General features: G+C 67.6%; 25 protein-coding genes. 15 read left to right on the top strand and 10 right to left on the bottom strand.

What is annotated here, in order from left to right; genetic code table 11:
- Positions 1-96: 96 nt before the first annotated feature.
- From EV643_RS39560 to EV643_RS39540, 5 genes are all read right to left on the bottom strand, one after another.
- A complete protein-coding gene (locus EV643_RS39560) occupies positions 97-753 on the bottom strand; it encodes a DUF998 domain-containing protein (protein ID WP_133805368.1) in 657 nt (218 codons plus the stop codon).
- Between the two features lie 70 nt (positions 754-823).
- The gene (locus tag EV643_RS39555; protein WP_133805367.1) at positions 824-1,594 is read right to left on the bottom strand and encodes an energy-coupling factor ABC transporter ATP-binding protein; all 771 of its coding nucleotides are present in this window, start codon (positions 1,592-1,594) and stop codon (positions 824-826) included.
- Complete coding sequence (gene cbiQ, locus EV643_RS39550) at positions 1,591-2,358, bottom strand: cobalt ECF transporter T component CbiQ (RefSeq protein ID WP_133805366.1); 768 nt, start codon at positions 2,356-2,358, stop codon at positions 1,591-1,593. Before cbiQ ends, EV643_RS39555 begins: the two co-directional genes overlap by 4 nt.
- 5 nt (positions 2,359-2,363) lie before the next feature.
- On the bottom strand, positions 2,364-3,386 hold the full coding sequence (locus tag EV643_RS39545) for an energy-coupling factor ABC transporter permease (protein ID WP_133805365.1): 1,023 nt from the start codon (positions 3,384-3,386) through the stop codon (positions 2,364-2,366).
- Between the two features lie 44 nt (positions 3,387-3,430).
- The gene (locus tag EV643_RS39540; protein WP_133805364.1) at positions 3,431-4,789 is read right to left on the bottom strand and encodes a dihydrolipoyl dehydrogenase family protein; all 1,359 of its coding nucleotides are present in this window, start codon (positions 4,787-4,789) and stop codon (positions 3,431-3,433) included.
- 149 nt (positions 4,790-4,938) lie between these two features.
- Between EV643_RS39540 and EV643_RS39535 the strand changes: the two genes are divergently transcribed.
- The 9 genes from EV643_RS39535 (at position 4,939) to EV643_RS39495 (ending at position 13,640) form a co-directional block, all read left to right on the top strand.
- Positions 4,939-6,459 (top strand): PstS family phosphate ABC transporter substrate-binding protein, encoded by a 1,521-nt coding sequence (locus tag EV643_RS39535; RefSeq protein ID WP_133805363.1) that lies wholly within the window; start codon positions 4,939-4,941, stop codon positions 6,457-6,459.
- 34 nt (positions 6,460-6,493) lie between these two features.
- A complete protein-coding gene (locus EV643_RS39530; protein ID WP_133805362.1) occupies positions 6,494-7,246 on the top strand; it encodes a metallophosphoesterase in 753 nt (250 codons plus the stop codon).
- On the top strand, positions 7,243-7,653 hold the full coding sequence (tsaA, locus tag EV643_RS39525) for a tRNA (N6-threonylcarbamoyladenosine(37)-N6)-methyltransferase TrmO (RefSeq protein ID WP_133805361.1): 411 nt from the start codon (positions 7,243-7,245) through the stop codon (positions 7,651-7,653). Before EV643_RS39530 ends, tsaA begins: the two co-directional genes overlap by 4 nt.
- Before the next feature lie 213 nt (positions 7,654-7,866).
- Positions 7,867-11,037, top strand: coding sequence for a M14 family metallopeptidase (locus EV643_RS39520; protein ID WP_133805360.1), 3,171 nt, complete (start codon positions 7,867-7,869; stop codon positions 11,035-11,037).
- Between the two features lie 331 nt (positions 11,038-11,368).
- Positions 11,369-11,608 carry a hypothetical protein gene (locus tag EV643_RS44485; RefSeq protein WP_166665747.1) on the top strand — a complete coding sequence of 80 codons (240 nt, stop codon included), beginning with the start codon at positions 11,369-11,371 and terminating at the stop codon, positions 11,606-11,608.
- Between the two features lie 82 nt (positions 11,609-11,690).
- Positions 11,691-11,936, top strand: a complete 246-nt coding sequence (locus EV643_RS39510) for a hypothetical protein (RefSeq protein ID WP_133805358.1) — start codon at positions 11,691-11,693, stop codon at positions 11,934-11,936.
- Between the two features lie 20 nt (positions 11,937-11,956).
- Complete coding sequence (locus EV643_RS39505; RefSeq protein ID WP_202869971.1) at positions 11,957-12,466, top strand: DUF6879 family protein; 510 nt, start codon at positions 11,957-11,959, stop codon at positions 12,464-12,466.
- The gene (locus tag EV643_RS39500; RefSeq protein WP_133805357.1) at positions 12,402-13,301 is read left to right on the top strand and encodes a helix-turn-helix domain-containing protein; all 900 of its coding nucleotides are present in this window, start codon (positions 12,402-12,404) and stop codon (positions 13,299-13,301) included. Before EV643_RS39505 ends, EV643_RS39500 begins: the two co-directional genes overlap by 65 nt.
- Positions 13,302-13,433: 132 nt before the next feature.
- Positions 13,434-13,640 carry a hypothetical protein gene (locus EV643_RS39495; protein WP_133805356.1) on the top strand — a complete coding sequence of 69 codons (207 nt, stop codon included), beginning with the start codon at positions 13,434-13,436 and terminating at the stop codon, positions 13,638-13,640.
- A 912-nt stretch (positions 13,641-14,552) separates the two neighbouring features.
- On the opposite strand, the gene EV643_RS39490 is transcribed toward EV643_RS39495, so the two are convergent.
- Entirely contained in the window at positions 14,553-14,747 is a 195-nt protein-coding gene (locus EV643_RS39490; RefSeq protein ID WP_133805355.1) for a hypothetical protein, read from the bottom strand.
- Between the two features lie 127 nt (positions 14,748-14,874).
- On the opposite strand from EV643_RS39490, the gene EV643_RS39485 reads away from it, so the two are divergent.
- From EV643_RS39485 to EV643_RS39470, 4 genes are all read left to right on the top strand, one after another.
- Positions 14,875-15,594 (top strand): hypothetical protein, encoded by a 720-nt coding sequence (locus EV643_RS39485; RefSeq protein ID WP_133805354.1) that lies wholly within the window; start codon positions 14,875-14,877, stop codon positions 15,592-15,594.
- A 60-nt stretch (positions 15,595-15,654) separates the two neighbouring features.
- The gene (locus EV643_RS39480; RefSeq protein WP_133805353.1) at positions 15,655-16,347 is read left to right on the top strand and encodes a hypothetical protein; all 693 of its coding nucleotides are present in this window, start codon (positions 15,655-15,657) and stop codon (positions 16,345-16,347) included.
- Between the two features lie 557 nt (positions 16,348-16,904).
- On the top strand, positions 16,905-17,294 hold the full coding sequence (locus tag EV643_RS39475) for an ACT domain-containing protein (RefSeq protein ID WP_133805352.1): 390 nt from the start codon (positions 16,905-16,907) through the stop codon (positions 17,292-17,294).
- Positions 17,295-17,463: 169 nt separating this feature from the next.
- A complete protein-coding gene (locus EV643_RS39470; RefSeq protein ID WP_133805351.1) occupies positions 17,464-17,697 on the top strand; it encodes an Lrp/AsnC ligand binding domain-containing protein in 234 nt (77 codons plus the stop codon).
- Positions 17,698-17,705: 8 nt separating this feature from the next.
- Here EV643_RS39470 and EV643_RS39465 read toward each other — a convergent pair whose 3' ends face one another.
- Positions 17,706-18,056, bottom strand: coding sequence for a hypothetical protein (locus EV643_RS39465; protein ID WP_133805350.1), 351 nt, complete (start codon positions 18,054-18,056; stop codon positions 17,706-17,708).
- A 571-nt stretch (positions 18,057-18,627) separates the two neighbouring features.
- Between EV643_RS39465 and EV643_RS39460 the strand changes: the two genes are divergently transcribed.
- The gene (locus EV643_RS39460) at positions 18,628-19,320 is read left to right on the top strand and encodes a metallophosphoesterase family protein (RefSeq protein ID WP_202869970.1); all 693 of its coding nucleotides are present in this window, start codon (positions 18,628-18,630) and stop codon (positions 19,318-19,320) included.
- Between the two features lie 360 nt (positions 19,321-19,680).
- Here EV643_RS39460 and EV643_RS44480 read toward each other — a convergent pair whose 3' ends face one another.
- The 3 genes from EV643_RS44480 to EV643_RS39450 form a co-directional block, all read right to left on the bottom strand.
- Positions 19,681-19,857: a hypothetical protein gene (locus EV643_RS44480; RefSeq protein ID WP_166665746.1), complete on the bottom strand. Its 177-nt coding sequence runs from the start codon at positions 19,855-19,857 to the stop codon at positions 19,681-19,683.
- A 543-nt stretch (positions 19,858-20,400) separates the two neighbouring features.
- Positions 20,401-20,841 (bottom strand): DUF309 domain-containing protein, encoded by a 441-nt coding sequence (locus EV643_RS39455; RefSeq protein ID WP_133805349.1) that lies wholly within the window; start codon positions 20,839-20,841, stop codon positions 20,401-20,403.
- A 525-nt stretch (positions 20,842-21,366) separates the two neighbouring features.
- A complete protein-coding gene (locus EV643_RS39450) occupies positions 21,367-22,245 on the bottom strand; it encodes an alpha/beta fold hydrolase (protein ID WP_202869968.1) in 879 nt (292 codons plus the stop codon).
- 434 nt (positions 22,246-22,679) lie between these two features.
- On the opposite strand from EV643_RS39450, the gene EV643_RS39445 reads away from it, so the two are divergent.
- Positions 22,680-23,252 (top strand): dihydrofolate reductase family protein, encoded by a 573-nt coding sequence (locus EV643_RS39445; RefSeq protein ID WP_133805348.1) that lies wholly within the window; start codon positions 22,680-22,682, stop codon positions 23,250-23,252.
- Positions 23,253-23,309 lie beyond the last annotated feature (57 nt).

Genomic DNA, 23,309 nt, shown 5'->3' with positions numbered 1-23,309 from the left:
CACTGAAAGTCACCATCGCCGACCAGTCAGTAACAAGCAAGCGTTCAGGTGAGAATTTCACCATCGATCCATCCGGCAAGTAGGTCGTGTTCCGCTTCAGTCCCCCGTACGCCGGTCCGCCTGGCGCAGCACCGCCGTGATCCACCCGAACGCCAGCACCACCGCGATCCAGAAGGCGACCGTGACCCCGGCCCCGGCCGAGCCCGAACCGATCCCGGCGAAAGCGGCCAGGAACACCACCCCGGTGCCGATCGAGTACGCCGACCAGCCGCGCTCACCGCCGGCCGCGAACCGCCGGGCCAGGACGAAGCAGCAGATGATGAACCCGAGGAACCCGACTCCCCCGGCAGCGAAATGCCCGACGCCGTGCCAGCTCATCGTGACGGGCTGGCCGTCGGGAGTGCCGACCGGGAAACCGAGGGCCGGGTCCGGGACGAGGGCGCCGGCGGCGATCATGCTCACGCCGTACAGGCCGAGCAGTCGGGGTGCCCAGCGGCTGCCGAACGCGCCCGTCTGGTGCAGACCGATCGCGCCGAGGATCAGGAGGACGCCGGTGATGACGAAGTTGGCGATCTGGATCCAGCCGTAGTCGCCGAGGGTGAGCAGGCTGGCCGCGTGTTTCGTGGGGTCGAAACCGTCGCGGGCGAACACCTGGGCGACCACGACGGCGACGTAGAACGGACCGGCGGCCATTCCGCAGCTGATCAGTCGGTTGGTGGCCACCGCGGTGGTGGAGTAGGTGGTGGTGGTCATGGTCCTGGTCCCTTCGGGTTGGTGGGTCTTCACCAACGCGTCGGACGGGCCAGGGCGAAATCGACAGGGGTCAGCGTTCGGGGCCGGAGACCGAGAGGGGGTCGAAGCCGTAGGGCAGTTCGAGGCGGTGCGCGGACAGCAGGTCGGGGTCGGCGAGGAGGTCACGGGTCTTGCCGTCGGCGACGATGCGGCCGTCGTCGATCAGGAGACTGCGCTCGCACAGCTGCAGCGCGTACGGCAGGTCGTGGGTGATCATCAGGAGCGTGACGTCGAGGCCGGACAGGATGTCGGCGAGTTCGCGGCGGCTGGCCGGGTCGAGGTTGCTGGACGGCTCGTCGAGCACCAGGACCTCGGGCCGCATCGCGAGCACGGTCGCCACCGCCACCCGCCGGCGCTGGCCGAAGGACAAGTGGTGCGGCGCGATATCGGCGTGATCCTGCATGCCGACCTCGGACAGGGCCTCGAAGACCCGGTCGTCGAGCTCGCTGCCGCGCAGGCCGAGGTTCGCCGGGCCGAAGGCGACGTCGTCGCGCACGGTCGGCATGAACAGCTGGTCGTCGGGATCCTGGAAGACCAGGCCGACCTTGCGGCGGATCTCGGCGAGGTGTTCGCGGTGCAGGTCGGTGCCGCCAATCCGGATCCGGCCGCTGCCCGTGCCGCCTGTGACCGAGCCGAGGATCCCGTTGAGGTGCAGGACGACGGTGGTCTTGCCGGCGCCGTTGGGGCCGAGCAGGGCGACCCGCTCGCCGGGCTCGACGGTGAAGTCGACGCCGAACAGAGCCTGCCGGCCGTCGGGGTAGGCGAAGACCAGGCGCTCGACTTGAATCGAAGGACCGCTCACAAGCCGACCACCCTAGCCGCGACGGCGATGGCGAAGGCCGTGAGGGAGATCGCCAGGCCCTCGAGCCACTGGTTCCGGGTGGCGCCGGAGTGGGTCAGCTGCGGCATCCGCCCGGTGTACCCGCGGGCCTGCATCGCCAGGTGCACCCGTTCACCGCGCTCGAAGCTGCGGACGAACAACGCGCCCACTCCGGCCGCGACCGCCTTCAGGTGACCGGCCCGGCCGCCGGTGTAGCCACGCGACTCGCGGGCGATCCGCATCCGGTGCAGGTCGTCGGAGACCACGCTCAGGTAGCGGACCATGAACGACAGGATCGCGATCAGGGTGGACGGCAGCCGGAGCCGCTCGAGGCCGGCGAGCAATTCGCGCGGTGCCGTGGTCGCCGACAGGACGATCGCCGCGACGACGCCGAGGGTTCCCTTGGCGAGCACATTCCAAGCGCCGAACACACCGGACTCGGAGACTGACAGACCCAGTACTTCGATCTGCGGGCCGGTCGCGACGAACGGGAGCAGCAGCGCGAAGACGATGAACGGCGTCTCGACCGCCATCCGGCGCATAACCGTTGCTGGGGGCAACTTGGCGAGAACCACGCAGCCGACCAGCAGGACGGCGTACAGGGCGAAGGCCCAGACGACCGCGGCCGGGGTGGCGACCACGGCGAGGACGAAGAGGAAGAGGGCGACGATCTTCACCTGCGCGGGCAGCCGGTGGATCCGGCTGTCGACCGCGACGAGCAGACCGTCACCGGCGGAGGCTGTCACGAGCGCTATTCGGTGCGGGCCGCTGAACGGATGGATGCGAGTTTGGCGATCGCCAGGCCGACCGCGATCGTGACCAGCACGCCGATGATGCCGGCCAGCGCGCCGGACACCTGGGTGTTGCCGATCCCGCTCACGCCGTAGTCGGCGAGCGGGCTGCTTGCCACCGCCGAGTCCTTGGCGGCGCTCTCGAACCCGAGCTTGGCGCCGACGAACTCCAGGCCGTCCGGGTGGGCGCTGGCGAACAGGCTGATCACCCCGGCGATCAGGAAGGTGAAGGCGACCCCGACGCCGAGGCTCCGGCCCGCGGGCTTCGGAGCGATCGGCCGGTCCGGCGCGACCGTCGAGGTGTTGCCGTCGGCATCGACCAGGACGAGGTCCTTCTGGAGGTGGCGGGCGGCGTAGACGAGATCCGGGCGGGTTGCGACGACGGCGCTGAGTACGGCGGCGGTGATGACGGCCTCCCCCAGACCGACCAGGATGTGCCAGCCGACCATCGCGGTGGCCAGCTTGCCGATCGGGATCTCGACGGCGCCGCCGACGGCGTACAGGCCGGTGAAGGCAAGTGCGGCAACGGGCACGGAGACCAGTGCACCGATCGTGGTCGCCGGGACCACACTGCCAACCCTCTTCGGCAGCGCCTGGAGCAGGGCCCGGGTCACGAAGTACCCGACGATCACGGTGATCACGCCCATCAGTGTGATGTTCGTGCCGAGCGCGGTCAGGCCGCCGTCGGCGAACAGCAGACCCTGGACGAGCAGCACGGTCGACATCACCAGGACGGCGGTCCAAGGCCCGACCAGAGCGGCCGCGAGCGCGCCACCGAGCAGGTGACCACTCGTCCCGGCGCCGACCGGGAAGTTGACCATCTGCACCGCGAACACGAAGGCCGCGGTGAGACCGGCCAGCGCCGGCCCGGTCTCCCGGAGCTCGCGGTTGGCGCGCTGCAGGCTGACCCCGACGGCGCCGGCCGCGATCAGGCCGGTCGCGATGGACGTCGGTGCGTCGAAGAAGCCGTCAGGAACATGCATGCCGACATTCTTGATCTACTTGCGACCCGATCGCAACAAGGAACTCAGAGTTCGCGCAGCGCATCGCCGATCGCACGGTGGAATGTCGGGTATGCGTAGATCATCTGTTGCAGAGAGTTCACCGGGACCGCCGCATGTACGGCGACGGCGAGCGCGCCGAGCACCTCTCCCCCGGTCGGTCCGGCACTCGTCGCCCCGACCAGCACACCACGCGAGTTGTCCACGACCAGCTTGATGAAACCCTCGTTGCCGGCCTTGTGGATCCAGCCACGGGACGACGACGGGATCTGGCTCATCGCCGTCTTCACGTCCAGCCCTTGTTCGCGCGCATGCTTCTCGGTCAGCCCGACCGCGCCGATCTCCGGATCCGTGAACGTCACCCGTGGCATCGCGTGATAGCTCGCAAGCGGAGCGTCGCCGGATCCGAGGATGTCGAACACCGCCACATTCGCCTGGTACATCGCGGTGTGCGTGAACGCGCCGACCCCGGTGACGTCGCCGATCGCCCACACCTTGCCCGCCGCCCGGACGTGCTCGTCGACCTCGATGTGCCGCTTCGACAGGTCGATCCCGACCGCGTCGAGCCCGAGCCCCTCGCCGTTCACCCGCCGGCCCGTTGCCACCAGCAACTTCTCGGCGGAGACCGAGTCGCCGTCATCCAGGGTCACCGTGAAGCTGCCGCCGGCGTGGTCGACCGCCTTCGCGGAGACGCCGATGCGGAAGGTGATCCCGTCCTTCTCGAGGACCTCCCGGGCCAGGTCACTGGACTCGGGCTCCTCCATCGCGAGCACCCGGTCGGCCGCCTCAACCACGGTCACGGCGACCCCGAACCGGGCGAACACCTGGGCCAATTCCAGCCCGATCGCGCCACCACCGAGGACGATGATCGAGGCCGGCAGCGTGTCCGCCTCGATCGCCTCGTGGTTGGTCCAATACGGCGTACCGGCCAGCCCGTCGATCGGCGGGATCGCCGGAACCGTGCCGGTCGCGACGATGATGCCGCGGGACGCCTCGAACTCTCGGCCGCCGGCGCTGACCTTGCCCGGCCCGGTGATGGTGCCGGCTTCGCGCAGGAAGGTGACGCCCTTGCCGACCAGCCGGTCCACCGCGACCTGGTCGTTCCAGGTGTCGGTCGCCTCCTCGCGGATCCGCTTCGCCACCGGCGCCCAGTCCGGTTCGACTGTCGCCGTACCGGCCATGCCGTCGACCCGGCGGGTCTCGGCGATCAGGTTGCCGGCCCGGATCATCATCTTGCTCGGGATGCAGCCCCAGTACGGGCACTCGCCACCGACCAGCCGGGGGTCGAGGCCGACGACGGACAACCCGGCCTGGGCCAGCCGTCCCGCGGCCTCCTCGCCACCGACACCGAGCCCGATCACGACCACATCCACCTGTTCAGCCATGCGGCCCAATCTCGCAGACTCCCCCACCCTGGCCAAGTCTTCGGTCGGCGCGTCACCGCTCGGTAATCGATGCCCCGGGCGGTCACCCAGAGGTCAGAGTATGTTCACCCTGCTTCCGTACCCTGACCGCCCGTAGTGGAAGTGGGGCTATGAGTTTGGCAGTGGACTTTTCCGGTCTCGGCGACATCAACCTCGAGACCGTGATAGCGGCCGTAGCGCTGATTGGTACGGCGATCGCCTGGCTGGTGGATCGGTACTTCCTGCGCCGCAAACGACTGGTCTACCGGGTGCAGGTGGACGCGCCGATCGGGGTGAACTCCCCGATGGCCCAGGACGACTCCCCGATGGTCGACGTCGAGTTCCGGCACAAGGGATCGGTGATCGAGGAGCCTAGTGTGGTGCTGCTCCGGGTCGACAACGCCGGCGGGATGGACATCGAGCCGCACCACATGCACGACAAGGTGTCGTTCGCGTTCCCGGACCGCAAGATCGTCGGCCTGGAGGTCTCCGAGCCGAAGCCCGAGTCGCTCGGCGAGATGCTGAGGGACCGGCTCGAATCGGAGAACTTCCTCGACACCAGCAAGGTGATCATCCCGCGGATCGCGATCAACCGGGGCGACAGCTTCAAGTTCCTGCTGCTGCTCAGCGGGCCCGGCCGCGGCGTCACGCACTCGGGATACCTGGCGGGCGGAGCGGCCGGTGGCGGGGTCTACCACGAACCACGCCCGCGCGGTCCGGGCCGGCGTACGTTGATGTTCGGGGCGTTGTCGTTGCTGCTTGTCGGGGCCCTGGTCGCGCTGTTCGTGGTCGACGTGCTGCAGCCGCCGGACAACTGCGCCTCGGGCCAGCTGCGGGTGATCGGATCGACCGCGGTGGAGGCGACGGTCAAAGAGGTGCGCAGCGCGTACGCCGCGGAGTGCACCGAGTCCGACATCACCATCGCCGCGAACGGCAGCCGCAACGGCACCAGGACGCTCAACGAGACCGGCAAGAGTGACCCGGCCGCCGCGGAGAAGCTGATCGCGATGTCCGACGGATCAGCCGAAGAGGCCCCCGACCTGCAAGGCAAGGCGATCGCGGTGGTCGTGTTCGCGGTCGTGGTCAACCGGTCCACCGACATCACCGGGCTGACCACGAACCAGTTGCGCGACATCTACGCCGGCCGGTTGACGAACTGGAAACAGCTCGGCGGCCGGGAGCTGCCGATCCGGATGGTGAGCCGGGTCGGGCCGGACTCCGGATCCCGCCGGGTGTTCCGGGAGAAGGTGCTGGCCGGCGACCAGGAGCTCGGGATCTCGTCCGACGACTGCAAGACCAAGGACAACCCGGTCGCCAAGCACCACCGCTGCGAGGTCGGCACCACCGAGGAACTGCTGTCCCGGGTGAACGACATCGAGGGCGCAATCGGGTACGCCGAACTCGGCACCTCGCGCAAGTTCCCGGGACTCACCCCGATCACGATCGACACGGTCGTACCGGATGCGGAGAAGGTGGCCGACCATACGTACCGGTTCTGGGAGGTCGAGCGCGCGTACACGTACAAGGCGCCGAAGCCGGAGTCGTTGCAGGCCGCCTTCCTGGAGTACCTCGGGTCCGCGCAGGCGAAGCCGATCCTGGCTCGCGACGGACTGGTGCCGTGTTCGGATCTGCCCGGCTCGTTCTGCGGTTAGACGTCTAGGGTGCTGCTGACCCGAGGAGGCAGCCGTGTTCGTCATCGCCCACTTGAGCGACCCACATCTCGACGGCACCGAGGAGGCCCGTCAGCGCCTGCGCCGGATCACGTCGTACCTGCGTGAGTTCCAGCGCCCCGTCGACGTCGTACTGGTCACCGGCGATCTCGCGGACCACGGGACGGAGTACGAGGAGGTCGCTGCGGAGCTGGCCGTCTTCGGTGAGGTGCCTGTACTCGTCCTGCCCGGGAACCACGACGTCAGCGAACCGCTGCGGGCCGGCCTGAGTTCGTACGTCGACTCGCCGGGCGACGGGCATCCGGTCCATCAAGTGCGCGACGTCGGCGGGGCCCGCTTCGTCCTGCTCGACACGACCGTCCCCGGCGAGGACCACGGCCTGCTCAGTCCCGAGTCGCTCGACTGGCTGCGCGGCGTCCTCGGCGAACCGGTCGACGGGCCGCTCTTCATCGCCTTCCATCAGCCACCGGTCAGCCTGCACCATCCGGTGATGGACCAATGGCTCCTCCGCGAACCGAACGCCTTCGCCGACGTACTTCGCGACCGTCCCATCACTGCCCTACTGGCCGGCCACTTCCACAACGGCCTGGCCACCACCTTCGCCGGCTTCCCGCTGTTACTTGCCCCCGGCATCCGTTCCACCGTTCCTCTCCCGTTCGAGCCCGCCCCCGCCGCGGGCATCACCGACAAGGCGGCCCCGCCCGGCCTGGCCCTCCACGTGCACGCGGACGGCTCCCCGCTCATCACGAAATTCCTCCACCTGCCATGACCGACTACACCCTCCTCCCCATCGGCCACGTCGAGTCCCCGCTGACCAACCTGGCCGACGCACCCCGTCAAGGCGACGAGGGCGCACCCAACGCCTGGCTCGTCATCTTCCCGGCGTACCGCGAAGCCCTGAAGGACCTGACCGTCGGCGAGGACATCCTCCTGATCACCTGGTTCGACCGCGCCCTCCGCGACGTCCTGGCCGTCCATCCCCGCAGCGACCCCAGCCGTCCCGTCACCGGCGTCTTCAGCACCCGCTCCCCCGATCGCCCCAACCCCCTCGGCCTGCACCGAGTGACCATCCTCGCCATCGACAACCTCCGCCTCCACGTCAACAACCTGGAAGCCCTCGACGGCACCCCACTGATCGACATCAAGCCAGTCCTCGGCGACCTCTCCGAACGCTGAGTATCCTGCCTACCGGTCAGTCCAGGCGGGGTGGTCCCTGGCGACGGCCCGCGGCGCGACGAACCAGCACTGGCCTCGCTCTTTCACGAGCCGTGCTCCGCGAGTAGCGTTGCCGTCGGATTGGGCGTCTCCTCGGCCGGCCGTCAAGGCCGCCGCAGTCGATACTGCACGCCCAGGGGGACGCCCTCCCATCCCAGGGGAGGGGAGTTCAGAATGTCCTCGAAACGTACCACCGTAGTGTTCCTGGCCGCCCTCGCACTGACCTTCATTTCGTTGCCGGTTGCCGCTCAGCAGCCCGACAGCGAACTGGAGATGTACACGCTCGAAGGGTCGGCCGGCATGATCTCGGAGGCCGTGCCCGGGCTTGAGCTTGCGGGGTTGCGCCACACGGCAGCGGGCATCAAGGCCGACGCCGTCCTCACGCGAGGCCAGCGCGCCAAGCTGGACGCCTCTGGCGTGAAGGTCACAGTGAAACGCAACAGCAAGGGCCAGTCGGTCAGTGAGCAGGCCGCTGCCCAGGCGCAAGGCGGGTACAACGTCTACCGGTCCTGGGACGAGCCCGGCGGCATCCGCGATGAGCTGAACGCCATTGCCCAGCGCAATCCGCAGCTGGTCAAGCGCGTGGTTCTCGGTCGCTCCGTGCAGGGTCGCGAGATCATCGGCCTCAAGCTGACGCAGGGCGCGCGCGACGTTCCCGACGGGTCGAGGCCGGCCGTGTTGTACTCGTCGCTGCAGCATGCGCGCGAGTGGATCAGCCTCGAGGTCAACCGGCGCATGCTGCACCACTTCATCGATGCCTGGCGTGCGAACGACAAGGAGATCAGGAGACTCCTGAAGAACACCGAGCTGTGGTTCGTGATCGCCGCCAACCCTGACGGCTACCAGTTCGCGTTCGATCACGAGCGCCTGTGGCGCAAGAACCTGCGCGACAACAACGGCGACGGCCAGATCACGGTCGGCGACGGCGTGGACCCGAACCGGAACTTCAATGAGCACTGGGGGTATGACAACGAGGGGTCGTCGCCTGATCCGGCCGACGAGACCTACCGCGGCCCCAGCCCCGCGTCGGAGCCAGAGACGCGTGCGCTGGCGGGGCTGATCGACCGGGTCCGGCCGCGATTCCAGTCGAACCTGCACTCGTTCGGTGAGTGGCTGTTGTACCCGCAGGGCTGGCAGGTGGGCACGCCCGACGCGGACAACCCGCTGTACGTGGCGCTCGGCGGCACCGACGCCAATCCGGCCATCCGGGGCTTCAACCCCGGGCAGTCGGCCGACACGCTCTACGTCACCAACGGCGAGACGACCGACTACGCCGACACCAACGCCGGCACCATCGCATACACGCCCGAGCTCGGCGAGGGCGTCCCGGGCGCCGGCTTCGTCTTCCCGGATGACGAAGCGTTGATCCAGGCGGAGTTCGAGAAGACGCTGTCGTTCCACCTGGGTCTCGCCCGCTCCGCCGTTGACCCGGACGATCCCGTGTCGCCGGTCGGGATCAACGCCGAACCGTTCTACCTGGACCAGGACGACATCGATCCACAGAACGGCCAGCAGTCGCTGTTCGACTTCCGCTTCGCTGTGTCCTATGGCGATCCGCAGGAGGTGCGGGTGCTGGCAAAGCGCAGCCTGGGCGCCGTGACGCTGAAGTACCGGATCGGGGACGGCCCGGTGCAGTCGGCGCCGACCTCCGAGTGGACCGGAGGCGAGCGGTACGGGCCCGGCAACGCCAAGCACTACCGCGTCATGCGCGGCACCGTGACCGGCACGTCGGCCGGCGACAGCGTGACTGTTTGGTTCGAGGGCGGCGGCGCGACAAGCGGCTCGTTCACCTACAAGGTGGCCTCGGACACCGGCCGGCGGGTGCTGATCGTGGCGGCGGAGGATTACACCGGCGCGTCCCCGGCGAAGCCTGGGGTCACGGCGCCGCAGTACCTCTCGTTCTATGCCGCCGCGCTGGACGTGAACGGCGTCGCGTACGACGTGTACGACGTCGACGCGCGGGGTCGTACGGCGCCGGACAACCTCGGCGTGCTGTCCCACTACGACGCGGTTCTCTGGTACACCGGCGACGACGTCGTGACGCGGGAGCTCGGCTGGGGGCCGGGCAACGCATCCCGGCTCGCGATGCAGGAGCTGCTGGAGGTGCGGGACTTCCTCAACGACGGCGGCCGGGTGCTGTACACCGGTCAGCGGGCTGGCCAGCAGTACACGCAGGCGCTCGGCACGCAGCTGTACGACCCGTTCGAGAATCGGCAGTGCCGTGCCGATCCGACCGTGCTTGCGCGCTGCCTGGCGCTGTCCGGGTCGGGCAACTCACAGGGCGACCCGATCGAGTACTTCTTCGGTGCCGCGATCACGACGCCCGGCGGCGGTCTCGACCCGGCCACCGGGGACCCGTTCCCCATCTCCGGGATCGACGATCCGCTCACAGGCCTGGCTCTCGGGCGCAACGGGGCCGACAGTGCCCAGAACCAAGGGATCGACTCGTCGTTCATCGCGACCGGCGATTTCCTCAGGGTGACCGACCCGGCGCACAGCTTCCCCCACCTGGACAGCCGGCCGGCGGCCCGGTACGAGAGCGGCATCGCCGGTCCGTTCGATCCACACTCCGGGCAGAAGTTCATGTGGTCCGACCGGGCGGACGAAGCGTACAAGCGACTGACACGGACGATCACGGTGCCCGCCGCCGGCGCGACGCTCTCGTTCTGGACCAGCTACAACCTGGAGCTGGACTTCGACTACATGATCGTGGAAGCGCACACGGTCGGCCAGGACAACTGGACCACGCTACCCGATCAGAACGGACACACCTCGTCCGATTTGAGCAACGACCTGGCGTGCACCAACGGGTGGAGCAACCCCAACGACCCGACCAACGTGCTGCACCCGTTCCTGACGCGCTACCAGACCTTCGACCCGGCGACCGGTACGTGCAGCAACACCGGCACGACGGGAACGTGGCACGCCGCCAACGGCAGTTCGTCCGGCTGGCAGCAGTGGCAGATCGACCTCGCTCCCTACGCGGGCCAGCAGGTAGAGATCGCGATCACCGCCCTCAGCGACTGGGGTCTCCAGCAGTTCCCCGGCGTCTTCGTCGACGACATCGAAGTCTCGACCGGTGAAGGAACCACCTCGTTCGAGGACGACGCCGACCCAACCGACGGCTGGACCGTTCCCGGTGCCCCGCAGGACCAGCTGGGCATCGAGGGGCCGAACCGCAACGACTGGGTCCGCCGGGCAGGCCTCGGCATCAGCGAGGGCGCGGCCGTGGCGACCGTCGACACCGTCTACCTGGGCTTCGGGTTCGAAGGCATCACCGGGAGCGCCACAAGGAACCAGGTGATGGATCGCCTGACCGACTACCTCCTGCGCTCAACGACCTGAGTCGGTACGGGGCCGGCTGCGGCCCCGTACCACTGGAGCCTGGAGACGCCTCAGGCGTCGTACCGCCGGCGGCGGCACGACGCCTGAGGCATAACCGGTTCAGAAGTTGATCATGTGACCCTGTCACTCCTGAGATTGGGGCCTCAGACGGCCCTGAGTACACATCGAGTACACAGCCCAATGCGGTATCAACAGCCTTCTTCGTCCGCTTGCTGCTCGACGGCAGCAGGTGCATGTACGTCCGCAGGGTGAAGCCGGGATCCGAGTGTCCGAGGTATTCGGACACGGCGATCCGCTTGTTGACTTCCAGGTCAGTCAGTGGAAGGGGCAGGTGGCCATCGAAGCTAACGAGTACCACTCGAAACCGCTAGGCCCGGCGTTCGTCCGGTATGCCAGGGACATCCGCGCACAATGCTGTGCGATCCGGCTGGTGCTCGCCCGGTACGCCGAGGCGCGGGACGCCGACGCGCCCGAGGCCGCCGTACTTCGGGAGGTTCTTGCCGATCTGGCGACGCGGTTCCGCGCTCATCCCACTCACGGAGACGTGTGGCCTCCGGCCCCGTCGTCGTGACTCGCCGTAGGCGTTGCGTCACGCGGAACGAAGCGGAATGATCGATCTCGCCATTTCTCCACATTTCGAGCAAGGAGGCGCCATGCGCGCTCGTTTCCTCGGCAAGGACCCTGATTCACAGACGAAGAACTCACCGACGCTGTTCGCCACCGACCGCACCGACCGCGTGACCTACATCGCGCAGGGATGGAAGGTCACCGACCCGCAGGTGCTAGCCGACGTGAACGACGTCGCGCCCGTCCCAGACCACGAGACCCTGATCGAGATCCCCGAGGACGTGCTGAAGATGTACGCCCTTCGCTACCTGAACCAGCAGGAGGACAGCTGAGCGCCGAGCCCGGTCCCTCATTGTGGGAACTGCTCAACTCCTTCGAGCACACGGCGTTCCGGCTCGAAGTACGCGATCGGTATGACGAACCCGACGAGCACGAATCGCTGGAAAAATACCTGGCCGGCGAGCCGGACGACCTGTCCTGGATGCAGGAGTGGTTCGACCTCGTCCGCAAGGCAACGACCGATGGGAAGCGCTTCTCCAGGGTCCGGGTAGTGACCGTACCGCTGACCGACTACAGCCGCTTCGGCCTGTGGTGCGCGCAGTTCACCAACAACGCTGGGGAAGACATCCGGTACCTGCCCCGCGATCAGGCCGACGCCTCGGGCCTGCCAAAGCACGACTATTGGTTGTTCGACTCGACAACTCTGGTTCGGATGAACTTCGCCGATAACGATACATTCCTCGTCAGCGAAGTGATCAACGATCCTGCCGAGGTCGCGCAGCACAATTACTGGCGGGATGCCGCCTGGAACCACGCAGTACGACGGGACGACTTTGCCAGCCAACACCTCCGACGCGGTTAGCGTCTACAAGGCGCGTGCCGCCCTTGGCAAGCGACTCCGCGAGCTGCGACAGTCATCCGGCGTGAGTGGCCGGCAGCTCGCCGAGTCGCTGGCCTGGCCGCCGTCGAAGGTGTCGAAGATCGAGAACGGCCGCCAGACACCGACTGACCAGGACCTACGGGCGTGGGCGCGGGCGACTGATCAGGAATCCGAACTCGAGGCTCTTCTCGCCTCTCTGCACACACTCGAATTGCAGTACGCGGAGTGGCGTCACCTCATGCGCGCGGGGCACCGGCCCCAGCAGGAACATCTCCTCGAGTTGGAGCAGAAGACAAGGCTGTTCCGCATCTTCGAAGCCACCGTCGTGCCCGGATTGGCGCAAACCGCGGAGTACGCACGGGCGCGGTTCTACGAGTCGGTCCGACGTCTCAAGATCGCCGACGACGCCGACGAAGCCGTCGCGGCCCGGCTCCGGCGCCAGGAAATCCTCTACCGCCCAGGGAAGCAGTTCCACTTCGTCTTGACCGAGGCCACGCTCCGCTTCCGGCTCTGTTCGACAGAGGTGATGCTCGGTCAGCTGGATCGCCTGGCGGGGCTCTCTCATCTTCCGAACGTGCGGCTCGGCATCATCGCGACGGCGACGGAGTACGCCGTTTCGCCGTGGCACGGATTCTGGATGTACGACGACCAGCGCGTTCTGGTCGAAACCTTCAGCGCCGAGCTCGATCTTCGCCAGCCGCAGGAGATCGAGCTGTACGGCGATGCGTTCGAGCAGCTCGCTGGGGTCGCCGATTACGGACGCGCAGCACGGCAGATCATCGGACGGATCATGGCCGATCTCGCTGCCGATGCATAGGTTTCGAGCCCATGATTTCTCCACGGCCGTCTGACTTTCGGAGCCGTTAGAAATCCGGAGAAATTTTCTCCCGAGTCTCGCTTAGCCCGCCTAGCGTTGTCGCTGCCTAGACGGATCGGAAGGCGGGGATCGATGAACCACACCCAGCAGCGGCAGTGGCCCGCGCTGAGGTCGGCGCAGGACCTGACGTGCTACGGCCGGAACCCGCGCAACGACGACCCCTGCATCCTCGGGCAGCACCAGGGCCCGCACCGCGACGATGCCGGTGCCGAGTGGCTCGATGACGGAGACCTAGCGCGCCCGGACTGGCTCGACGAGCTCCATGACCCACGCAACTGAACCCGGCCCGGCGGCTGGCCGCGAATCCCCTGCCCTTCCGCCGGACCGTTCAAATCGACCGACTCGATGATCGCAGTGGTCGGACCTACGCCGCACGCGGCGACACATGTCCGCCAGTGGATGTGCGACGCGCTAGAGGTCTGCTCTCCAGGTGTCCGAGCAACGCACGGATCTGCTTGTTATGCCGGTGAGAGGGCGATCCAGCACTACGATTCTCCTGCTGTCGGAACTACGGGCCGATAGTGCACGTGGTTGCGTGTCAGGCACTCCGGACCCCACGCAGCGCGACGTGCTCTCGTCCCCATCGTTGTCCCTGCGTGCATCCGCAGATGCCGCGATCAGCGCTCGTTGGGATCACTGCCGTGCAGGCGCAGCAATCCGAGCCCGTCGCGCGGCACGCACAAGTACAGGACGAAGGTACTGTTGCCTCTCCTGGTATCAGCCCAGGCCAGCACCTCGGCGACATCGGCCCCCTCAACCTCGTGCTCGTCGGAGGCGCCTCTGGAGTCATGGAAGAGACCCGGTACTTCGGGTGCTTGATCTCCCAGGTTTCGTCGCGCGGGTCGACGCCTCTTGTGTCCATGCGATGGAGCGTGTCAGACGACGCGCCCAACGTCCTCATCTGCCGCTGTCGGAGCGGAACGCGCGAGCATGCCGCACGGGTCTCGGTGACGTCAGAGGTCGAACTCACTGAGCACTTGGTCAATCTCCGCATCAGTGGCTCGCCACGGACGCCGTGATTCCGCAAGCTTCACAAGTCCCAGCACGGCTACAGGGTCGTCAGCCGCGAAGCGAGACTGACCAGTCTTGGCTACGAACGTCCCGTCGTGCTGCTCGAGCTGGTAGCCGAGTTCTTGAAGCACAAGAATGGCCGGCACCACGGTGTTGCCCGCCTGCACGATGTCGACGGCTTCAGTGCGAATGACGCGACGGGAGCGAGATCCCGGCCGCTGGGCAGCCGCCTGCTAGGCACTCAACATCGGGGTCGCCCTGGTGCTCGAACTCGAAGTGGAAGCAGACGTAGTGCATGCGCTCGAAGACCCCGTAGTCCGCCGCCGACGCGACAACTGGCTTGTGGCACCGCCGACATTCGCGAGGCTCCGTCATGCCGTCACCCTAGCTCCGACGAACTGCGCGAGTAGCCCTCTCATGCCGCGAGTGTGAAGAGCGGTCATGCCGGATTGGGGACGTATCTTCGCCGGCCCGGTGTCGGGCGAAGCGAGTCGCTGTCAGGATGATCCGCGTGACGAAATGGCGGTCGCTTCGAGATGCCTACGGTACGGCTGGGCCCGTCGAAGCGCTCCTTGAGCGTGGCGACACGGAAGATCGCGCCGTCTGGGACGAACTATGGTCGCGGCTTTGTCACCAAGGCACGGTTTACAGCGCCAGCTACTCCGCGCTGCCCCGGCTGGCAGAGTTGGCGGCACGCCAGGATCCGTCTGGCTTCGTCGAGCCCCTATTTCTGGCCGCGTGCATCGTGGCATCAACGGACGGCCCAGAGGAGTCAGTGGCCGTTCGGGCCCGGTATGCCGAGACGATCCGGGCGCTGCATGAAGTGGCTGAGGGACTTGTGCCGTTTGCCGTCGACGACACCGACTTCATATACCGAGCGCAGGCCGTCCTGGCGACCGAGAGCGATTCGATGTGGGCGACGCGTCTGGAAGCCCTCGCGAATCAGGAGCTGGGATTCGCGTGCCCCGGCTGCGACGAACAACTCGTCATGGGCCTCGAAACCTCGCCCGCGCTCGTCAAGCACTTTGACGATGCTTCCGTGGGCGTGACGACGGTTGCGCCGTCTGACCCAGGCCGGCTCACGGGTAGCGAGGCGCGTGCCTACGAACTGACAACCACTCACCGGCGACCGCAGGTTGCTAAACAGCTTCTGGCCCTTTTCGGCATTTTCGAGTGCCCGGCTTGCCACTTCACAGGACGTACGTCGGCGGCGCTCAGCTGACGGCCCCGAGCAGTCCGCCCAATACGCACTGATCTGCCACACCTGGTGCATGATCGCGCCATGTGGGATCGGCACGGCTGGGTCTTCGACCTCGTCAGCGACGACGAGTTGCGTCGCCGAAGAGCGCGCAAACGCGCCCGAGAGCGAGACAACGCACTGCTCGCGGCAAACACGGCGCGCAACGAGGTGTGGTGGCGAGCCGGCCAAACATGGGCGCCAGACGACCCGGCCATGGCTGCGGAGATGGCGCGGGCCGAGGCAGACCATGCCGCTGCGCTCGCGGAGACCTTCCTCGCACCCATCGCGCCCTACCTCAGTCCGGGCTGGTCTCGGCAGGCCGACGAGAAGCCGTCGAGCGAGCAGTTCGCGATCCTTTACCTCGAATGGGAGATGGCCTATCCCGACGAGTGGCATCAAGACGCCGGCACCTACCTGTCGCCTTCTGGCTTGAAAGGATCGATCCTCAGGGCGATGGACTGGCACGGGGTGAGCGAACCGGACCGGGCCGCAGGCGAGAAGTTGCTGCTGGCCGCGGTCAGAGGGCCGTACCGAGCCAAGGACTGGCGATACACGCGCGTGGCCCGCCACCTCGACAGCAGGCCGCTGCGCGAGGCGCTGGGCACGATCGTGGATGGCGGAGACGACGCTGCTGCACTTCGCGCGGCGTTCGTGCTCTCTCGCCTCGACAACCCCGACCTGAGTGCCAACCGCCGCTCCTACGGCAACTGGCTCAAGCACCGTACCCAGACCTGACAGCCACGACCGAGTAGCCGATCACAGGTTAGAGGTCTCCCAGGCAAGGCTGCTCCAGCGTCACAAGCGCCATCTTCACGGACAGGAGTAACACGCGGATCTGCCGCGATCCGCGCGGTCATGCCGAAGAGCACGCATCCAACCGCATGCGCCGGGTTCGGCTCGATCTGTACGACCTTCGGGTACTGCACGGTGCAACGCAGACAGCCGACGCACCGCTCCTCGCGCGGCCGCAGCCCACCGAGCCTGCCGGAGAACACGCCGTAGACGCACGGCCGCGACAGGGCGACGCCGAGGTTGCCCCGATACTCGATGAATCTCCCTCGCCACCATCCCGACCAGGCGCCGCTTCCGGACGCGCACTCGGAACCGTGACGGGAGCGGCACCAGGTCCGGAGCGGGCTGCACCGGGATCCTGGGGCGCTGGTATGCCTTCGCCGCGCACATGGCCTCTACCAGTTCCAGTCTTGCACTGCACCCATCGCTTCTCCGGCTTCCGGGCGCGTCACGATCGGCGTAGCGTCCGAAATGTGTTTCCCGGCAGGAGGGAGATCGCGATGAACATCTTCAGTGTCGAGCTGAAGAACCAGCCCGGCGAGCTCGCTCACTTCGGCGAGGTCCTCGGCCAGCGCGGCGTCAACATGGAGCTGGCCGGGGTGACGACTGGCGAGCACGGAACCATCCTCTTCAACGCCAGCGATGAGGCCGCCGCCCGCACCGCCCTGGAGGGGGCCGGCATCGAATTCACCGAACGTCCGGCCCTTCAGGTCAAGTGCCTCGATCAGGCCGGTGAGGCCGGCAGGATCGGCCGCGCGCTCGCGAACGCGAACGTCAACATCGAGGGCCTGCTGTCCGTCTCGATCTGCCAAGGTGAGGTCGTCTTCGCCGTCACCGTAGACAAGCTCGAGGAGGCCAGGACAGCACTCGGCGAGCAAGTCGTCGGATGAGCCCTGTCCCGAGCGGTCCGATGGTGCGCGGCGCCCTGAGTGCTCCATGCACCATCAGACCCCGTCGCTCGCGACGGATGTGCGCCGTGGCGGGTGAGGTCCTCGTCGGCGGTCCAGCCACCACCTGTCCGGCGGGTTCGAACCGTCGGAAGGAGTCGGCAGGTTTCAGGTGATCGCGGCATACGTTCTGATCCAGACCGAGATCGGCCAGGCGGCCGCGGTGGCTGCCGCGCTGCAGGACGTGCCGGGCGTCTCGGAAGCGGCGATCGTGGCGGGACCGTACGACGTCATCGCGTGCGCACAGGCGCGGAACATTGACGAGTTGGGCAGGCTGGTGGTCTCCCGGGTGCAGGCACTCGGCGGCGTGGAGCGCACGATCACCTGCCCGGTCGTCCACTTGTAGGAGACCGATCAGCACGTGACGTGCAGGATCGCGTTGGTTCCTTGAGGGTTACTCCGCAGCGCGTCGATCGCCTCTGACGTCGGCAGGATCAGCAGCTCGACGTTTCGGTGAACGGCCTCCCGCCTCACGTCGTCCATCACGGGCAGGGCACCATCCACTCCCGTACCCACGACCAGCCGGCGGCACTTCCAGGGAATCTTCTCCTGGACTGACAGCGGCGTGTGGCCGAAGGCGGCCCGGAATCGCTTCGACGGCTTCTTGCTGCGCTCACGAATCGTCCCGCAGTCGACTACCACATCGTGCTGATACGTCACGCCATCGATGCTGATGGAGCCGAAGGTGAATCGTTCGAACCGCATGCCGCTTCTCCTAGACCCACGGTCGCCGCGCGGCTCAGGGCGCTGCGAAGACGTTCTCGACGAACTCGGCGAGGGTGCTCGGGGAGGTTCCGGGCCGGGTCGGCCTCGCTGATCATGCCCACCAGTCAGCGGCGGCGTCGACCCAGAAGAGCGTGGCCTGGGCGAGGTCACCGGCCCGCACCTCTTCGGTGCCCTCGCCTCGACGCTATGCCGCGCGAGCATGCCCGTACAGATCCGTGCGGGTGCCAGAACTGTCGAGGTGATCTTGCGCCAGGCAGCGGCGCCTGCTCGGAGAGGGCGTGCAATACGCTAGCTCGCTCGATCAGCGGGCCGCGATCTTGTCCAAGTAGGGATCCCCTGACCGGACACCGCCGGGCCGTCGGGCCGCTGCCAAAACGCACGGACATGCCGACCTGAGTGCGCTTGCAGCAAGATACTGGCGTCTGGGTGGACCCGGCTCGGCGACAGACTCACATCGGCAGCGCTGCGATGGGTTCAGCCGTCGGCGAACTCTCGCCACAAGGAACCGCCACGGTGGCAAGAATCGTGGGACGGTCCGAGGGGAGTCCTCATGCGAGTCGCGGTACTGGCCGATATTCATGGCAACCTGCCCGCGCTGGAGGCCGTACTGCGCGGCATCGACGCCGCCGGCGTGGACGCCATCGTGCTCAACGGCGACCTCTCCACCGGGCCGATGCCGGCCGAGACCGTGGAGCGGCTGGCCGAGCTGGGTGACAGGGCGATCTGGGTGCGCGGCAACGCCGACCGCGAGCTCGTCGCGGCCTACGACGGCGCGCTCAACCCCGACTTGCCCGAAGCGGGTCGGCTGCCCACCGAACACGGCGCGTCCCGCCTGGCACGACGGCACCGGGACCTGCTCGCCGACCTGCCACTGTCGGTGGCCCTGGACGTGACAGGGCTGGGACAGGTCCGGTTCTGCCACGCCACCACCCGCAGCGACACCGAGATCATGCTCGTGGACTCGCCACTGGAGCGCTACCGTGCCGCCTTCGCCGACACCGCCGAGCCGACCGTTGTGCTCGGCCACACCCACATGCCGTTCGATCGGCTCGCCGACCGCCGCCGGTTCGTCAAACCCGGGCAGCGTCGGGGTGCCGTTCGGCGGCACCGGCGCCTACTGTGCGTTGCTCGGACCGGATGTGGTTCTGCGCGCGGCGGGCGCCACACGCTCCGGGAAGGCAACCGTAACCGAGGCGAAGAAGACCGCCCGGGCCGCGACCGAGGCGGCGAAGGCCTACGCTGAGAAGCTCGGCGACTGACTGATTCCCTGAGGATGTGGTGTCACGCGCGATGCGCTCCTGTCCTCCCGTGTTGACGTTGCCGCGGTTACGCGCAGATCGATGCCGTCAGGTGAGCGGAACCGGGTCAAGTCCAGTCCCGGCTACACATCTGGCTACCGGAAACAAGTAGCCGATCTGCGGACGGCCGGTCCGCCCAGGTGGCCCATCGCGCCGGCGAAGAGGATGCCGACGAAGAGCACGCGAGCGATGAGAGAACGACGACGTTCCGCTTCCCTACTCCCGCTCAGGCCTTCTAACCGTGTCGGCCCTGCATCGGAAGGCGATTGCTGAAGGCTCGAGCCGCCGACCAGAACGGCTCGAGGTCACGCGTTCGTCAGTGATGCCCAGTCTCGACACCGCTCCCTGGCCTCGCACGTGCCCTCCCACGCGTTGTGCTCGGACCCGCGCTGCACCCGTGCGGCCAGCGCGCTCACCGGTGCCGCGAACACTACGAGCAGCATCGAGGCGAAGGGCAGGAACGGTGAAAATGAATCGGGCATTGGCCCTCTCCTTGAGGCGACGTGGGAACCGTCACCGCGGAACACTCCTGGTCGGCGGGTTCCCAACGCGAATTCGGCCAGTTCACCGATGTTGGCATGATCTCGTCAACCGTTACGCGGCGGTAACCCCTAGCCCGGCGGCGGGACGTGCGGTCGACTGGGGTGGTGCAGACGTGACCACCTGCCTGGCGAGCAGCGACCAGGCCACGCCGTGGAGGAGGGACAGCCTGGTCCGCACTGCCGACACCAAGAGGAACAGCCCCACCGACCGGAATCCGCTGTACGTGGTGACCGGTGCAGGCGACCTGGCGGTTGAGAAGCTGCGCGAGATTGAGAAGCTGCGCGAGATTGAGAAGCTGCGCGAGATGCCGGTCAGGCTGGCCGCCGAGCTGAGGTCCGAACCCAAGGCCGTCGCCAAGCGCCTCGGCGCGCTACCTCGCGACGTGAAGGCACTGCCGGAACGGGCTCAGGCCTTCGCCCGCATCAAACTCGGTAAGGCCGGCGACAGCTACGACGAGCTCGCCAGCCGGGGAAAGCCATGCGCTACTCCGTTGAGGAGCCTGCCCGCACGCGGTCGTGCGCCCACGTTCTCACCGCCCCCAGGTCAAGCCCGTACACCGGCCCACCGCTCGCGCCGTACTCCTCGAGACGGGCAACGGCCCGCTCGACGAGCCGGATCGCACCGACGCTATTGCCGCGGGCAGCATGGGTGAGCCCGACGCAGATCTGTGCCAGCCCCTGCCACAGGTCGCTCTCCTCGGGCGGACCGGCCTTCCATCGCGCCTCGAACACCTCATGCGCAGCGAACGGCCGTCCGTCCTTCACGAGTTTCCAGGCGTAGGTCAGGGTCTCCGCTGGCGGCAGCGGCTCCTCGGAGACGGGATCGACGCCGGTGCTGCCATAGGGCAGTGGCCGGCCCAGCGCGTCGCGAGGACGAGCCTGACGTGCGCGTCCTCCAGCGTCACGGTCCCGTTCCCCGTTCACGCCAGCACCCACCGTGAGTCCGTCCTGACCAACCCCGGGGCGCACTCCGCAGTCGACTCAGCCACGGCCATGTGGCCGTCATCCGGCTGGGAGGCGCCATCGCGGGGGTCTAGCTCCTTCGGGCACTCCATGCGTCCCATGCTAAGAGGAAGCCAGCCGAAGATCTGCAGCTGCCGCCGACGCATCGTCGGCGATCGTCGACCTGAGCTTGCTCACGCCCCAAGACGATCAGCCAGGTGGCCATCTCGTCCGGGTACAAGTGTTCGAGGTCGCACAGTTCATGCATAGACCGTCTGAGAGCCTCATGCAGAACGCACTCATTTGCCGCTGTGTGCGCTCATGCCGATGACAATGCGTTGGGTTGGACCTGTCGGCCCTGTCTGCCCGTATCCGCTGCGTCGCACGCGCGTGAGAGCGCCGGTGGAGTTGCTCGACGTGGGACCGCAGCGCCGCGAGGTTGACCCGGTCGACGGTGCCTCTGCCGTTCCGGGTGTGCTGACCGGCTCCCACAGGTGCGCGGAACGGTCAAGCCCCGGACGCGCTCGGGGGCTTCTCCCGTCGGGTCGTCGCGATGAAGTCCCGCAGCAGCTTGGCGAAGCGGTCCGGTTCATCGAGGTGCGGGAAGTGACCGGCTCCGTGGAACAACTCGACGCGACACGCCGGAATCGACTGCTGCGCGCTGATCGCGTGCCACGCCGGGATCATCCGGTCCCGGGAGCCCCAGACGACGAGTGTCGGGATCGGCACGGCGTCGGGCAGGTAGTCGTGGGCGCTGACGCTTTGGCCTCCGGGGTCAATGACGGCGCGGGTCGTGGCCAGGAAGGCGCGCCGGCTCTCGCCGTCCCCGAGCGAGGTGAAGCCCTGCCAGATCGCGGCGATATCCGAGCCGGGCTTCCAGCCCGCCCTGGACATGACCCGCCCGGCGGTCTCGGCGCGCGCCCGTACCCACCCCGAGGCGATGAGGGGCAGGAGCCATTCGGCCCCGGGCAGGGTCGCGGACCGCAGGACCGGGTTGACCTCCCGGCCCAGCCCGCCGCTCGCGACGAGGACCAGGCGCTCGACCCGCTCCGGGAATAGGTAGTAGAACTCCATCGCTATCCCCCCGCCGAGGGAGTGCCCGACGAGGGTGACCCGCTCGATGCCGAGGCGGTCCAGTAGGTCGCGCATTGTCGCCGCGTGGGCGCCGAGCGAGTAGTCGCCCACCGGCTTGGCCGACTCGCCGTGCCCGAAGAGATCCGGCACGATCACCCGGTGGTTGTCATCTATGCGGTCGATGAGGTGGGCCCAGTTGCGGTGCGAGCCAAGAATCCCATGGATGAAGAGCACCACTGGGCCCGTGCCGCTGTCCAGGTACGAGAGCTCATGGCCGTGGAGGGTCACCGTTCGGGGAGTCATGCGCTCCATGACATCTCCTCAGCAGTTGTCGCAGGACCGCTCAACCTCAACGTACCCGAGCGTAAGTTGTGGATTGGCACAACAGTGGGGCACGCCACGCGGTCCGCCGTTGACGCCGGCTTGGTGTGAGAGGTCGAGGGTATGAGGCGCCGTGGCCCACCTGTTTCCATGAATAGACTGCGCTAGGCGGATCAGCTCTTGACAGGTGTGCCGCTCCACGCCGTCGCCAGGGCGCAACGTCCGGTCATGCCGAGATGCGGATGTTGCATGTCGCTACTGCTCCGGCCGCCAGGCGTCACGTGAGTGGTACTGACGCGGCACTTGCCGTACGCCCCGAATCGGAGCAAAGATCTGAACTCGTGGCGGCGCGCGCTGAGATCCGGCAGGTGTCAGCTCAGGAAGCGCCAGCCGTGCGGTGACGACCCAAGGATGGCGGCTGTGAAATGAGCGGCAAGGTAGTCGTGAACAGGTGTATGTCGCTTGACGGCTTCATCGCGGGTCCCGGCCACTCGATGGACTGGGGCGGTGGTCGCGCTCTCGCCGACTTCGTGGCACCGGACGATTTCGCGGAGGTCGCCGCGGCCACCGGCGCCATGCTCGTCGGCCGGCGGACCTGGGAGGTAGGCGACCAGATGGAGGCCGAGGAGCCGGGCAGCACCGACTACCCCTTCTCCGGACCGATGTTCCTCCTCACCCATAGACCGCTGGAGCCGCCGGACCCGGAGGTCACGATCCTCTCCGGCGACATCGGGGAAGCCGTCGCCACCGCACTGGACGCCGCGGGCGGCAAGAACCTCGAAATCCTCGGCGCCGACGTGGCCAGCCAGTGCCTGCAGCGGGGGCTCGTCGACGAGATCCTGGTGTATGTGCTGCCGGTGCTCCTCGGCGACGGCATCCGCTTCTCGTCCCCGGGCCTTGCGAGGACAGACCTGGAACCGCTCAGCAGCACGCGGTCGGGCGACGCGACCATCCTCCGCTTCCGCGTCCGCAAGCAGTCCGACCAGACCGACGGATAGCGCCGGATCACCCGTGCCGGGCTGGCGACAGGGTGTCCGATTGGATGCGTCACTCCT

Source organism: Kribbella caucasensis, from assembly GCF_004361855.1.
In the GTDB taxonomy this organism is placed as follows: Bacteria; Actinomycetota; Actinomycetes; order Propionibacteriales; family Kribbellaceae; genus Kribbella; species Kribbella caucasensis.
This window is presented reverse-complemented; position numbering and strand designations above follow the sequence as displayed.